Origin of the sequence: Psychrobacter piechaudii (assembly GCF_900162825.1) — a bacterium.
Classification (GTDB): Bacteria; Pseudomonadota; Gammaproteobacteria; order Pseudomonadales; family Moraxellaceae; genus Psychrobacter; species Psychrobacter piechaudii.
Genome location: NZ_FUGE01000096.1, coordinates 1 through 13551 on the forward strand (window position 1 = coordinate 1; position 13551 = coordinate 13551).

At 43.1% G+C, this 13551-nt stretch carries 12 protein-coding genes and 3 pseudogenes; 7 read left to right on the forward strand and 8 right to left on the reverse strand.

The window, feature by feature from the left end; translation table 11 throughout:
- Nucleotides 1-85 precede the first annotated feature (85 nt).
- On the forward strand, nt 86-478 hold the full coding sequence (locus A1019T_RS04335; protein ID WP_077450578.1) for a transposase: 393 nt from the start codon (nt 86-88) through the stop codon (nt 476-478).
- A 151-nt stretch (nt 479-629) separates the two neighbouring features.
- On the opposite strand, the gene A1019T_RS04340 is transcribed toward A1019T_RS04335, so the two are convergent.
- Both A1019T_RS04340 and A1019T_RS04345 read right to left on the reverse strand, forming a co-directional pair.
- Nucleotides 630-1616 (reverse strand): glutathione S-transferase family protein, encoded by a 987-nt coding sequence (locus A1019T_RS04340; RefSeq protein ID WP_077450579.1) that lies wholly within the window; start codon nt 1614-1616, stop codon nt 630-632.
- Between the two features lie 179 nt (nt 1617-1795).
- Nucleotides 1796-2446, reverse strand: a complete 651-nt coding sequence (locus tag A1019T_RS04345; RefSeq protein WP_077450580.1) for a DsbA family oxidoreductase — start codon at nt 2444-2446, stop codon at nt 1796-1798.
- A 365-nt stretch (nt 2447-2811) separates the two neighbouring features.
- On the opposite strand from A1019T_RS04345, the gene potA reads away from it, so the two are divergent.
- Genes potA through A1019T_RS04365 form a run of 4 tightly spaced genes read left to right on the forward strand, consistent with a single transcriptional unit; the run spans nt 2812 to nt 6801 of the window.
- Nucleotides 2812-3960 (forward strand): spermidine/putrescine ABC transporter ATP-binding protein PotA, encoded by a 1149-nt coding sequence (potA, locus tag A1019T_RS04350; RefSeq protein WP_077450581.1) that lies wholly within the window; start codon nt 2812-2814, stop codon nt 3958-3960.
- Nucleotides 3953-4867: a spermidine/putrescine ABC transporter permease PotB gene (potB, locus tag A1019T_RS04355; protein WP_077450582.1), complete on the forward strand. Its 915-nt coding sequence runs from the start codon at nt 3953-3955 to the stop codon at nt 4865-4867. The genes potA and potB overlap by 8 nt, the downstream gene beginning before the upstream one ends.
- A 10-nt stretch (nt 4868-4877) precedes the next feature.
- Nucleotides 4878-5654: a spermidine/putrescine ABC transporter permease PotC gene (gene potC, locus A1019T_RS04360; RefSeq protein ID WP_077449176.1), complete on the forward strand. Its 777-nt coding sequence runs from the start codon at nt 4878-4880 to the stop codon at nt 5652-5654.
- Between the two features lie 10 nt (nt 5655-5664).
- Nucleotides 5665-6801, forward strand: coding sequence for an ABC transporter substrate-binding protein (locus A1019T_RS04365; protein WP_077450583.1), 1137 nt, complete (start codon nt 5665-5667; stop codon nt 6799-6801).
- Nucleotides 6802-6929: 128 nt separating this feature from the next.
- On the opposite strand, the gene A1019T_RS04370 is transcribed toward A1019T_RS04365, so the two are convergent.
- The gene (locus A1019T_RS04370) at nt 6930-7643 is read right to left on the reverse strand and encodes an exonuclease domain-containing protein (RefSeq protein ID WP_077450584.1); all 714 of its coding nucleotides are present in this window, start codon (nt 7641-7643) and stop codon (nt 6930-6932) included.
- A gap of 213 nt (nt 7644-7856) precedes the next feature.
- Between A1019T_RS04370 and A1019T_RS04375 the strand changes: the two genes are divergently transcribed.
- Nucleotides 7857-8603: a cupin domain-containing protein gene (locus A1019T_RS04375; RefSeq protein ID WP_077450585.1), complete on the forward strand. Its 747-nt coding sequence runs from the start codon at nt 7857-7859 to the stop codon at nt 8601-8603.
- 5 nt (nt 8604-8608) lie between these two features.
- Here the strand turns inward: A1019T_RS04375 and A1019T_RS04380 are convergent, their stop codons facing one another.
- Nucleotides 8609-9661 (reverse strand): multidrug resistance efflux transporter family protein, encoded by a 1053-nt coding sequence (locus tag A1019T_RS04380; RefSeq protein WP_077450586.1) that lies wholly within the window; start codon nt 9659-9661, stop codon nt 8609-8611.
- A gap of 183 nt (nt 9662-9844) precedes the next feature.
- Nucleotides 9845-10273 (reverse strand): annotated as a pseudogene (gene tnpA, locus A1019T_RS13590) (IS200/IS605 family transposase).
- 42 nt (nt 10274-10315) lie between these two features.
- Between tnpA and A1019T_RS04390 the strand changes: the two are divergent.
- Nucleotides 10316-11443: an RNA-guided endonuclease TnpB family protein gene (locus A1019T_RS04390; protein ID WP_077450587.1), complete on the forward strand. Its 1128-nt coding sequence runs from the start codon at nt 10316-10318 to the stop codon at nt 11441-11443.
- Between the two features lie 119 nt (nt 11444-11562).
- Here the strand turns inward: A1019T_RS04390 and A1019T_RS04395 are convergent, their stop codons facing one another.
- The 3 genes and pseudogenes from A1019T_RS04395 to A1019T_RS04405 form a co-directional block, all read right to left on the reverse strand.
- Nucleotides 11563-12462 (reverse strand): prepilin peptidase, encoded by a 900-nt coding sequence (locus tag A1019T_RS04395; RefSeq protein ID WP_077450588.1) that lies wholly within the window; start codon nt 12460-12462, stop codon nt 11563-11565.
- A 55-nt stretch (nt 12463-12517) separates the two neighbouring features.
- Nucleotides 12518-13267, reverse strand: a pseudogene (locus tag A1019T_RS04400) (type II secretion system F family protein); the annotation flags it as partial.
- Nucleotides 13268-13310: 43 nt separating this feature from the next.
- Nucleotides 13311-13551: pseudogene (locus A1019T_RS04405) on the reverse strand (transposase); the annotation flags it as partial.

Sequence of the window (13551 nt, forward strand, 5' to 3'; positions counted from 1 at the left end):
CAAAGAACTCTCTTGGATCGTTGAGCATAATAGCTCCCTCTTATGGATCGGGTGCTATATTTTACTCCTTCTTTGACTTTTTGTAGTGCGATTGCCCTGGGCGACAGGTGAGAGTGTTGGACTTGTTCTACCCTATGTGAATAAGCAAGCCATGGGATTGCATATGGAGGAAATCAGTAAAGCTGTTCCTGAAGGTCGGCATGCCGTGGTGGTTATGGATGGGGCGCTATGGCACCAACCAAGTTTGGATCAAGACAATGTGACCATGCTTAAATTGCCTCCCTACTCACCTGAGCTTAACCCTGCTGAACAGGTATGGCAGTACCTTAAACAGCATTGGTTGTCTAATCGCTGTTTTGAGAGTTATGATGCGATTGTCGATGCGGCATGTGACGCTTGGAATGCATTGTGTAATGAGACTAACCTAATTAGGTCTATCACTCAGCGGGAGCGGTGCGACTTGAGTGTTATTTTTTAGAATTGGTATGAGTTAGCTTCGTGGATATGGCAGTTATTACCGGCCAAAAAAAACCCAGTTTAACCGTCTGGAGAACAGCAACTGGGCAAAGGAAAGCGAGTTATCGTTTTAGTGCTTTAGTTTTTATTATGGAATAGTTGTTGTTATAGTTTTAATTAGATAACTTTTCACGACCATGTGGCGTCATAAAGTCAATCTCTGGACCACGAGGCACAATCAAAGTTGGGTTAATGGTGTCATGGCTACCATAATAATGCGATTTGATATGGTCCATGTTCACCGTTTCGGCCACCCCTGGCACTTGATATAGGTCACGTACGTAGCCCCAGATATTTGGATAATCTACAATGCGTCTAATGTTGCACTTAAAGTGAACCACATACACAGGATCAAAGCGAACCAGGGTAGGGAATAAGCGCCAATCTGCCTCGGTGATGGTGTCACCTGTTAGATAACGACGGGTAGCCAAACGCTCCTCAATCTTATCTAGCGCGTCAAATAAATTAACGACCGCTTCATCATAGGCTTTTTGGGTAGTAGCAAAGCCAGATAAATATACGCCATTATTAATATTGGGATAAATGAACTCATTTAACTCATCAATTTCAGCTATTAGCTCTTCAGGTAAGAAGTCTACTTCTTTATTGGCACCGACTTCATCAAACGCTGAGTTAAACATACGGATGATTTCTGATGACTCATTGCTGACGATGGTGTTTTTCTTTTTATCCCAAAGTACAGGCACAGTGACTCGGCCACTATAATCAGATTTGGCTGCCGTGTAGATTTGATACATATAGTCAGCATTTAATAGGGGATCGGCAATCACGCCTTCACCGGGCTGAAAGGTCCAACCGTTACTGTGCATTAAAGGATGCGCCACAGAGACCGAAATCATATCCTCTAAGCCTTTTAGCTTACGATAGATTAAGGTGCGATGTGCCCAAGGACAGGCCAAAGAGACGTATAAATGGTAACGATTGGGCTCAGCTTTAAAGCCATCCGTGCCAGAAGAACCTGCACTGCCATCGACAGTTACCCAGTTTCTAAAACGAGAGATGTCACGTTCAAAGCGTCCTTCATTGGCTTTGGTGTCATACCATTGGTCGTGCCATTTGCCGTCTATCAATAGTCCCATTTTGATCTCCTTGGTAATAAGTAGTCGTTATTAATAAGTAAAAGTTTTTTAAGTGAGTTAAGATTATTTAAGTGAGTTAAGATCTGATGCGACTATACTAAGACTTTATTAAGTAACAATAAACAGGCGTTATGGCAATATATTGTTCTTAATTTTAGAACGCTGGCTGTCAATGGCTCTTATTTCATTGCCGCCAGTTGATTTAAGATACTTTTAAAGTTCTCCGCCCCTTGTGCGCCGCTTACTAAATGACGCTGATTGAAGATAACCGCTGGCACGCTTTGAATGCCTTGTTGCTGCATTTGTTGTTCAGCAGTGCGTACCACTTCAGCATAACGTTGATCAGCAAGGACGGCTAAAGCTTGCTCACGGTTTAAGCCCACATCTTCTGCGATATCTGCCAAGACTTCTTCATCAGAGATATTACGATTATCAGTGAAATGAGCGGCAAATAAGGCTTGTTTTAGCTCATGCTTAAGGCCGTAGTCCGCTGCCCAGTGCAATAATTGATGGGCTTTGAAAGTATTGTGCATTCGGGTGTCATCGGTAAAGTTAAATTCAAAGCCCACCTCTGCACCAGCTTCAGTGATTCTAATACGGCTGGCATCCGACTCTTGCTGGCTTGAGCCATATTTCTCCATGATGTGCTCACGTAGGTTTTGCCCTTCGGTTGGCATATCTGGGTTCAGCTCAAATGGATGCCAGTGTATTTCGTGAGCTGTGTGGGTTTGTTTTAAAGCTTCGGCCAATTGACGGTAGCCGACCACACACCAAGGGCAGACAATGTCAGACACAATATCGATGCGCAGGGCAGGTATGGTTTCACTCATGATAGTTCCTTATGAAAGTTATATTTTGTTGAAAGATATGTTTATTTAAAGACTTATTGATTTAAAGACTTATTGATTTAAAGACTTATTGATTTAAAGACTTATTGATTTAAAGACTTATTTATTAAATGGTATGTTCTATTAAAGGTATAAGGGGTTTATGTCTAGAATTTAAACAGCCTAGATTTTAAATAGCCTAGAGTATAGATAACAGCATGGTTTATATCCCCTGTAACTGTCAAGTTAGTCTATGTTGTATAACTACACGAAACTTGAGTAATTGTAAGCTTAGCGGTTGGTTTTTTGATGTTGGTCATGTACGATAGCGCCTTACAAGCAACCCCCTTTGATATGAGATAGCTCCTATGTCACTTAATGAATCTTCTTCAATGGCCTCAGCGCAAATGTCTAATAAAAAATCATTGCTGCGTATCCGTGGTCTAAGCAAATCTTATGACGACACGCAAATTCTAAAAGGCATTGATTTAGATATTTATGATGGCGAATTTTTAACGCTACTAGGACCATCTGGGTGCGGTAAGACCACTTTATTGCGCTTAATCGGTGGGTTTGAGATGCCAGATACCGGCTCAATGCAGCTAGATGGCGTTGATATTACTAGCCTGCCTGCAGAAAAGCGTCCGATTAACACCGTATTTCAGCAATATGCCTTGTTTCCTCATATGAGTGTGTTTGACAACATTGCTTATGGTTTAAAGTTAAAAAAAGTACCCAAAGATGAGATCAAAACACGGGTAAAAGAAGCTTTAGAAATGGTGCAGCTGGAGCATACCATTAATAGACGGCCACAAGATTTGTCAGGCGGTCAGCAGCAGCGTATTGCCATCGCTCGCGCCGTGGTTAATCGTCCTAAGATGCTATTACTTGATGAGCCATTATCGGCATTAGATGCCAAAATGCGGGTGCAAATGCAGTCAGAGCTTAAGCGTTTGCAGCGTGAACTTGGGATTACCTTTGTGTTTGTGACCCACGACCAAGAAGAAGCGTTATCCATGTCAGATCGTATCGCGGTCATGAAGGCCGGTGAGTTTCAACAGATTGATTCGCCCATTCGTATTTATGAGTCACCTGCTAACTTATTTACCGCCAACTTCATTGGTGAGACTAACTTATTTAAAGCCCGGGTGCTTGAAATTAGTGATAGCCGTATTAAAGTTGAGGTCACTGAACAAAAAGATGGCTTCCATCCGGTACGTGATTTGCCCCGTCCGAAATTTGAAGTACAAGTGGGCCAAAGCATTAACCTACTTCTGCGCCCAGAGGACATCCGCGTTTATTATCTCAATGAAGGCTATGATGGGCTTGTGGGTTACGTGGTCGACAGTGCGTATAAAGGCAGTACGCTTGACTCGGTGATTAAGCTTGAAAATGGCAATATGGTTAAGGCATCAGAGTACTTTAACGAAGATGACCCCAACTTCAACTATAAGTTAGGTCAAGAGGTTAGAGTGGACTGGGTTGATGGCTGGGAGTGGATCTTACCTGATGAATAAGTCAATTGTACCTGATAATTCAGTAAATACGGCGACCCATACGGCTAGCAGAAGTCCGCTGTTTCAGCGTGTGACTTTGTTTGTTATTTGGGCCTGGTTAATTGTGTTTGCCCTCATCCCCAATATTTTGGTGGTGTTGGCAAGTTTTATGACCCGAGATGAAGACAGCTTTTTGGCATTGCCGTTAACTGCAGAGAGCTACTTACGCTTCATTGATCCGCTGTATGTCAAAGTATTTTTGCATTCGCTGAGCATGGCCTCCATCACCACTTTAATCTGTCTGATTTTGGGGTATCCTTTTGCGTGGTTGGTCAGCCGGGTGTCAAAAAAGTGGCAATCTTTTTTGATGTTGCTATTAATCATTCCGTTTTGGACCAACTCTTTGGTGCGCTTATATGCGGTTAAGCTGATTATCGCAGCCAATGGTCTATTAAGCTCAGCCTTAATTGGCATGGGGCTTATCGATGAGCCATTACAGATTTTATATACCCAAAAAGCGGTGATTGGCGGATTGGTTTATCTGTTATTCCCGTTTATGGTATTGCCTTTATATGCTGTGTTTACTGATCTGCGCGATGATATTGTTTTGGCTTCAAAGGACTTGGGTGCCAATAAATTTCAGACCTTTTGGCATGTGATATTACCCTTGACCACACCAGGCATTATATCTGGAGTGTTATTAGTGCTATTACCGGCAATGGGTATGTTCTACGTGGCGGATATCTTGGGTGGCTCACGAAACTTATTGGTAGGTAATATTATTAAGTCGCAGTTCTTAGATGCTCGTGATTGGCCATTTGGAGCGGCAGCAAGCGTATTGTTGACGGCAACTATGGCGATATTAATCGCGGCTTACTACGCCAGCAGTAAACGTATCGGCAAAATCGATCATAACGAAGTGGCTTAAGGGGGTGAGTATGAGTAATACAATGAAGTGGCTTTCTCGCCTTTATTTAACCTTTATCTACCTAGTGCTGTTTGCGCCCATCTTAGTGATGGTGGTGTTCTCATTTAATGCCTCAAAAGTGGGCTATACCTGGGGCGGCTTTAGTCTTGATTGGTATTATGAGCTGTTTAATAATGAGGCGATGATACAAGCGGCCATTAACTCGGTGTTATTGGCGGTAGTGGCTGCCACGGTAACTACGGTCATTGGTAGCCTGACCGCCTTGTCATTTCAGCGTTATAACTTTAAGGGTAAAAGCGTACTACAAAGCTTGCTGTTTGTGCTGATGATGTCGCCTGAGATTGTACTGGCTATTTCACTACTGGCGCTGTTTTTGATGATTGGCATTGAGCTTGGATTTGTGACCTTATTATTGGCGCACATCACCTTTTGCTTACCCTTCGTGGTGATTACCGTATCGGCACGATTGGCTAGTCTGGATAATAGTATTTTAGAAGCGGCTCGTGATTTAGGCGCCAGTGAATTTACCATGATACGCACTGTTTTATTGCCAACGATTATGCCGGCGGTGCTGGCAGGTTGGGTATTGGCCTTTACGTTATCGCTCGATGATGTGGTGGTGTCTACCTTTAATACCGGCGCAAGCTTTGAGATTCTGCCTTTACAAATTTATTCTATGGTTCGTGTTGGGGTGAAGCCAGAAGTCAATGCAGTGGGGACTATCTTATTGGCCATATCGCTGGTTGGCTTGGTTATCTCACAGCTACTGTTGCTCAGAAAACGTTAAGGATATTGTTATGTCAAACACTAAGTTTCTCACTCGCCGACGTTTTTTGGAAATAACAGTGGCAGGATTGGCCGCGCTATCAGGTGCGGGCGCTCTTAGCGGTTGTCAGCCCACGGTTTCATCTGATGAGACAGAGGCTGAGTCTACTGCTATAAATATGGACGGTAAAAATGTGGTCAAGGTGTATAACTGGACCGAATATATTTCGGACGATGTGCTAAAAGCCTTTACTAAAGAGACCGGCATCGAGGTGGTGTACAGCACCTTTGACTCCAATGAGGCCATGTATGCCAAGTTGAAGTTGATGAGCAATCGCGGTGATTACGACATTATTTTCCCGAGTACTGACTTCGTGGATAAGATGCGTAAAGAGGGCATGCTAGAGCAGATTGACCACAGCAAACTTCCCAACTTTAAGCACCTTGGTAAGGCTTTTTTAGATGCCGGCTTTGACCCCGAAAACAAATTTAGTATTCCTTATCTGTGGGGATCATCAGGTATTGCTGTCAATAAGAATAGAGTAGATATTGACACGATACACTCCTGGAATGACTTATGGCGTCCAGAGTTTGAAGGTCGGGTCATGCTGATGAATGACATGCGTGATGTGTTTATCATTGGCCTGTTGGTGCTCGGCTATCCGGTCATGACCGAAGACCCACAGCACATTAAAGAGTCGTATCAGATCTTATCGAAGATGATGCCAAACGTGCGTACCTTTAACTCAGATGCGCCGCGTATGCCATTTATTGAAGGGGAAACCTATTTGGGTATGGCCTGGAATGGTGAGGTCATTATGGCTCAAGATCAGGGCATGCCAGAGCTTGATTTTGTCTATCCAAAAGAAGGCGCGATTATGTGGATGGATAACATGTGTATTCCAAAAAATGCCAAAAACCAAGACAATGCGCATGCGTTTATAGACTTTATCTTGCGTCCAGAGAACTCGGCTATTATCAGTGAAGAGATTGGTTATGGCTCACCAAGTGAAGCGGCCAAAGATTTACTACCGCCTGAAATAGCCAATGATCAGATTATTTATCCGCCGGAAGAGCTGTTGTCTCTTGCGACTTTCCGTGGCGATGTGAGCGACTCTACTATGGCGCTGTATCAAAAGTATTGGGATAGACTCAAAGTCGATATGTAGTCTTATGCACTAAACTATCAGCCTATTTATAACCGCTTTAATTACTTCTAAATTGCATGAAGTAGCGGGTTATAAATAGGCTGTTTTTAATGGGTTAATCTGACTTACTTTAACTTGAGGCTTAACGGTTAAGCATCCAATGCCTGCTGGCAAGCTTGAGCCAAATAAGGATCGATACTGTCTTGGGTCAGCAGCCATTTTAGATAGCCGGCGCCATCTGAGGTAGCAGCCAGCTCTTTAATGGCCTGACCTTTGTATTTCCCAAAGCTTAGGTGAGTTGGGATGCGCGCCATTTCACTAAATTGGTATAGGCTCTCAACGTCTGTGATGTTATGACCTTGGCTATTGGCCAGCTCAATTAAGCTGCCCAGTACCAATTGGGTGAAATAAATATCATAGATAGCGGCGTGTGCGTGTTTGGCTTGTTCACGTGCTACTTGGCGGTGAAAGTAATACAGTAAAGATACCAGTTTGTGGCTCTCAAGCGTGGGCAGCAAATAGCTTGACATGGCTTTAGTGCAAATAAGCTTAGGAGTGTGAGTTACACCAGCATTTTTGAGCACCGCCATATCAAAGTCAATGTTATGACCTACTAAATACTGCACACTGCTGGGTAAACGAAACTCTGTGTGCGGCGGCTCTTGGGCCACATCTTCATCACAAATATGAGAGGTTGCCATAGATCCCAAGCTAATGGGCTTTAGTGGGTTAAAGCGCTTGGATCTTGGGGCTTGAGTAACCTCAATTTTCCCGTTATTAACCTCAATAATGCTGTAAGCCGCTTCTGTCATGTGAGGCTCAACAAGCCCAGTGGTTTCGGTATCTAAAATATAAGTGGTCATAATAATAAGCCTGTAACGCCGCCGCTATTTAAAACGGGCATAAAAATATCAGTATCTAACAACAATGTACAAATAATCGCAAGTAAAGTCGATTAACCTTTGGTTTTGTCCATTATAATGACAAATTGGGTTAAGGTGATGAAATCTTTATCAATTTATTAGATGTGATTGCAGGTTTTAACTAAGACAAGGTCATACATTTAAGGACAGTTTATGCGAATTAATGCCGATTTTAGTCAGCGTGCTGAGCTTTGCGCAGAGCAGCATCAATGGGTGCACTCTCCACAAAGTGGGGTACATCGCGTGATGCTGGACCGTATAGGTGCCAAAAAAGCTCGGGCCACAAGCCTAGTGCGTTATGCACCCGATTCTTATTTTCCGCATCACTTGCACCCTGGTGGGGAGGAGATATTGGTACTGCAAGGGGTATTCTCAGCCGATGACAAGCATTATCCTGCGGGCTGGTATCTGCGTAATCCGCCAGGCTCAGGGCATCAGCCTTATAGTGATGAAGGCGCGACAATTTTTGTCAAGCTGCGTCAGATGACAGAAGATGAAAAGCAGTATGTGGCGATAGATACCAATGATGCAGAGCATTGGCAGGCTCAAGGCAAACGGCAGGTTTGTCCGTTGTTTTCATCAGAGTATGAGCAGGTTAGTTTACAGCGCTTGCAGTCAGGTGAGACTGTATTTGATAGTCGGCCAGAGGGTGGGGCAGAGCTGCTTGTAGTGAGTGGGTCTTTGGTTGAAATGAAATCAGATCAGCTATCAGATGAGTATAGCGCCGGCAGTTGGATTCGCCTGCCAGCTGTGATTGATGACAATACAGACGAGGATATAAATAGTGAATTAAATACCCGTTTTGCAAACTTCAAAGCGGGGAGTGATGGGGTGACACTTTATTTAAAAACTGGGCATTTGGCACAGGTTATTGGAGCGGATAATCACTCCGACAGTTAATACGCTTAGTTGTTTTTGGCAAATAATATCAAGCCCAATATGATAATCACCACGCCCAATAGACCCAGTGCTGAAGGCATGGGGTTATTTAACAAAACCATGCCACCGACTAAGGCGAAGATAACTTCACTTGCTTGAGTGGCATCCACGCCAGCCACTTCACTTGAGGTTTTGGCTTCTTCACGGGCATATAAAAATAATCCTGTGGCTACTACACCTGCCAATAACGCCACCAAAAAGGTATTAAAAACTTGCGAGGCAGCTGGTAAAGGTGGCCGTATAACTGTTGCTAAAATCAACCAAAAAGGCAAGCTGCCTAAAGTCATTAGCCATATCTTATTAAATGAGCTTTGTAATAGTAGGGTTTCAAATGACGGAATTTTGGCGGTAAGATAACGAGTTACTCGGCTATCAGCGACGTTGTTAGTATTTGCAGTGCTGTCCAAAAGCTCTTCTGTCGTCATATCTGGATTAAAAGCGGCTGAGGATTTAGCATTAGAGGAAGCTTGCCATACCAACTGATTACCAAGTGGATAACTAAAGGCAGCGATTAGCGCTGGCAGAGCACCATACAATAAGATTTCAAACAAAGGGGCTTGGTCGTGAATATCGGCATTTAGGCCTTCGCTTAAATTCACTAAGACCACTCCGGTGAAAATTAAAAAAGCATAAAAGAATATCTTTTTTTCGAAGCGTTGACCGAACGCCATTAAGATAAATAAGCTGCTCACCACAGTGAACATAAAGGTGGCCGCGACCACCCAACCACTGACATGGTCGGCTGCATAACAGATGCCGGCATAAAATAAACCAAATCCAATGCCACCAGTGACACACCAAAATATAGGGTTTTGTGCAAATAAAGCACTCAGCTGTTTAATTCTTCCTATTCCATGTTGGGCTATGATAATAAGAGAAACCAACAGCAGCATAAATACATAGCGCAGACTGGCCGACCAAAACCAATGACCGCCCACACTGCTCATCAACTCGTTAAGCACAAAAGTTGAGCTAAAAAATGCTCCTGCTAAAAGCCCTAATAAAATCAATTTTACCACTGTAGCTCATCCTAGTTGCGCCCTCTGTTTACCACAGTTTACCTAGGTTTTTTTATAACTACAATTTTTCTCGCATCTGAAATAAAAACACCAGTCAGGATACTTACTTTAAGCTTTTAACTTATCGTGCGTAATTCTCCACCTATAATCTTTGATTTAGGTGGAGATGTCAGCACGGGCGAGCTAGTCAGGACGTTCTTGTTTTTCGATATATTGCCTAATTGTATCAATAGTAGCACCGCCAGTGGTCAGCAAACAATATGCTCTAGTCCAAAGTACAGGCTTCCAGTAAAACTCTGCCAAATGTTCTGCAAATTCTTTTCTCATCAGTCGGCTAGTGACTGTTTTTAGACTATTGATGAACTTACTTGGCATGATATTGGGGTGCATATCAAGCAGTAAATGCACATGGTCGGATGCGCCTTGAAACTCTAACAGCTCAACCTCCCATTTTTAACAAAGGTCAGTTATGAATTATTCTAGCCTATCAAGCATAGCCCTAGTGAAGCACTCTCTGCGGTATTTAGTCACCAATACTAAGTGATAAGTAAGTTTGTAGACGCAATGATAATGCGATTTAGGTTTATTACTGATAATTGATGCTAAATACAAATAATGCTAAGTTATACCTACACTCAAGTCGACTAAAAAGCCATGCTTAAAGCCTATAAATATCGCATTTACCCAAATCGTGAACAGCAAGTGCTAATTGAAAAGCACTTTGGCTGTAGCCGTTTTGTGTTCAATTGGGCGTTAGCATTGCAAAAACGCTACTACGCTATATTTGGTAAGTCTTTATCACGAACCAAGATTCAAAGTCACTTGGTTAAGAAAAAGAAAAAGGCTAAATTTTCATGGCTTAGTGAAGTTAATAGCCAGTCGTTACTAAATGCCTTGCTCAACGTACATACCGCTTTTACTAATTTCTTCAAAGGTCAGGCTAAGTTTCCACGTTTTAAATCTAAAAAAATCCCTCAACGTAGCTACCAATGCCCCCAACACTGCACGGTAAACTTTGAGCAAGGCATGATCAACCTACCCAAACTTAAGGGCATTAAAGCGGTGTTTAGCCGTGAATTTATTGGTAATATTAAAACCGGTACCATTACTAAAACTGCCACAGGCAAATACTATGCAAGCGTACTGGTTGATAATGGTGAAGCACTGCCGACACTAACTACCATTGAGCCCAGCTTGACGGTGGGTATTGATTTAGGCATCAGTCATCTACTTGTTCTGTCTGATAGTAGCAAGTTTGATAACCCAAAGCATTTAGCCAAAGCCAGTCAAAGACTTTCTATACAGCAAAAAATATTTGCTCGTAAACAAAAGACCAGTAAGAACTATCAAAAACAAAAATTAGCTGTTGCTCGTATTCATGAAAAGGTACGCAACCAGCGCTTAGACTTACACCATGAAGTCACGTATAAACTGATTTGCGAAAACCAAGCTACCAGTTATGCGATTGAAGATTTAGGTGTAAAAAACATGGTAAAGAACCGTAAACTTGCCAAAGCCATTAATGATGCCGGTTGGGGGCAGTTTGTTACTCTACTTACTTACAAGGCGAATTGGTACGGCAAAAATGTTCTAAAAGTAAATCGGTTTTTTGCCAGTTCTAAAATTTGCTCGCATTGTCATCACAAATTAGACAGTCTGCCGTTATCGGTGCGTCATTGGGTGTGTCCTAACTGTCAAACACAGCATGACAGTGATATCAATACAAGCAATAATATACGCCAACAGGCGTTAGCTGATGTAGCAGGACTTGCTACTGTGTAAAGAGTTCCCCCAGTACGTGACTTTCAGCGTAAGTGTACTGGCGAAAGATGGTAGCTTAGGTTGCTATGGGTCGCAAAGACTCCCGCACCATAACCGCTAGGTTTGGTGGTGGGAGTATGTCAATGAAGGTGCCACTGTATAAGCGAGTGTCCATAGAGTAGAGCGACAATGCCAGCAAGGGCCAGATAGGGACCAAAGGCAAAAGGACGACTTTCGGCTCGCTTACGCATTAAGATGATACCAATAATAGAACCGAGAAGCGAAGATAGCAAGATGATAAACGGGAGTAGCACAGGGCCCAACCAAGCCCCTAGTGCTGCCAATAACTTAAAATCTCCTTCGCCCATGCTTTGTTTTTTGGTAAAAAGATAAAAGATTTTGACTACTATCCATAAGCTGAAATAGCCCAGCAGTAGGCCCCATATTGACTCCGAGGCGGTGACAAATACCGAGTAGCTATTCAACGATAGGCCCAAAGCCATCAAGGGAAAAGTCAGCTTATCAGGTAAATACTGACTGATAAGATCAATACCAGTTAGGGCGATGAGGGTCCAGACAAAAAGCAAAGCAAATAGCCCTTGTGCTGTTACCCCGAGCCGATAGATGACTAACATAGATAGCAGCGCCGTGCTTATTTCAACCAAGGGGTAGCGCCAGTGAATTTTTTGGCCACAGCCATAGCACTTACCCCCTAGAGCTATCCAGCTCAATACAGGAGTATTGTGATACCAACGCAGTGTCTGATTACAGCAGGGACAATGCGAGGCAGGGCTAGCTAATGACAATGAAGTATCTTGCATCACAATTTTTGCCACAGGCTGTAATAAGTTTGGCGCAATGTCTGACTGAGACTGGAGGAGCTGAACCGAGCCCACCCGCCACTGCTGCATCATAATTTTGGGGGTGCGATAAATGAGCACATTTAAAAAGCTGCCGACACATAGCCCTAATACCCCAAAGAAGGGCAGTGCTGTTGCTAAGCTGTGTTGGAGGATTTCAATAAACTGCCAAAGCTGCATGAGATAGCCTGTAAAAAGTAATCCAAAAAATGTGAATAGCCATAAAATCAATCCACTAGCCAATAACGGACCCTAGCTGAAAGATAGGCAGATACATAGCAATGACCAGACCGCCAATGAGTAACCATAGAACCACCATGATGACTGTTTCCATCAAGCTAGTGAGTCCTTCAGCCGCATTATCCACTTCATTTTCATAGTATAAGGCGACTTTGTCTAACATTTCATCCAAGCATCCGGAGTGCTCGCCAATACTAACCATTTGAATGGCCAATGTGGGAAATAACTGGCTACTGAGCATGGCAGAGTTCAAGGGCTGACCGGTGGCAACATCTTGTCTAATCTGCTGAGTGGCTTGGAAAAATAACTGGTTGTCAGTGGCCGCTGCCGTGGACTCTAGAGCTTGCAATAAAGGAACGCCAGCTGCATAGGTGGTGGCTAAGGTACGAGAAAACCTAGCAATAATCGCTTGATAAGTAATAGGCTCTACTATCGGTAGCTTTAACAAAGTTCGATCAAGGAAGCCGACAAATTGGGTGCTGCTGTTTTTGGCATGAAAAAAACCAAAAACGGCTAATATGATGAGTACCAACATCACTGCCCACCAACGTTGCACGACTATAGAAATAGAAACTACAAATTGGGTAAAAGGGGGGAACTCAGAACCAAAAGAGGCAAATAAGTCACTAAATACCGGCACCACCTTTAATAAAATGAGACTGACTATCATTGCTACTAGAATTACTGCAATAGGATATTTGATGGCCTTTTTTATTTTGCTTTTTAGATGTTCGCTTTTTTCTTTATCACCAGTCGCCGTAAAACCACCCCCTGAAGTGCATAGGTATCTACACAAATTTACTAGCGGCATCAGCGAATTCACGTAGTTTGTCAGGGGGATAATGATTTACCAGTTCGGTAAAATTAAGCCACTGGAACAATCCTGCCATCACAGCAGGTGCGGTTATTGGTTTGCTGCGTTTCATTTGTCGACCTGAGAGGCGCACTAAAAACAAAGCAAACTCTTGTGATTGTTTATCAGATGCTTGCATAATACGCCACACGAGCGTACAAGCCTGAGAGGCAATT

Coding starts and splice junctions, on each gene's coding strand:
- potA (WP_077450581.1), top strand. CDS start 2,812: ATGTCACTTAATGAATCTTCTTCAATGGCCTCAGCGCAAATGTCTAAT.
- potB (WP_077450582.1), top strand. CDS start 3,953: ATGAATAAGTCAATTGTACCTGATAATTCAGTAAATACGGCGACCCAT.
- A1019T_RS04365 (WP_077450583.1), top strand. CDS start 5,665: ATGTCAAACACTAAGTTTCTCACTCGCCGACGTTTTTTGGAAATAACA.
- A1019T_RS04395 (WP_077450588.1), bottom strand. CDS start 12,462: ATGCAGCTTTGGCAGTTTATTGAAATCCTCCAACACAGCTTAGCAACA.
- potC (WP_077449176.1), top strand. CDS start 4,878: ATGAGTAATACAATGAAGTGGCTTTCTCGCCTTTATTTAACCTTTATC.
- A1019T_RS04345 (WP_077450580.1), bottom strand. CDS start 2,446: ATGAGTGAAACCATACCTGCCCTGCGCATCGATATTGTGTCTGACATT.
- A1019T_RS04390 (WP_077450587.1), top strand. CDS start 10,316: ATGCTTAAAGCCTATAAATATCGCATTTACCCAAATCGTGAACAGCAA.
- A1019T_RS04370 (WP_077450584.1), bottom strand. CDS start 7,643: ATGACCACTTATATTTTAGATACCGAAACCACTGGGCTTGTTGAGCCT.
- A1019T_RS04340 (WP_077450579.1), bottom strand. CDS start 1,616: ATGGGACTATTGATAGACGGCAAATGGCACGACCAATGGTATGACACC.
- A1019T_RS04375 (WP_077450585.1), top strand. CDS start 7,857: ATGCGAATTAATGCCGATTTTAGTCAGCGTGCTGAGCTTTGCGCAGAG.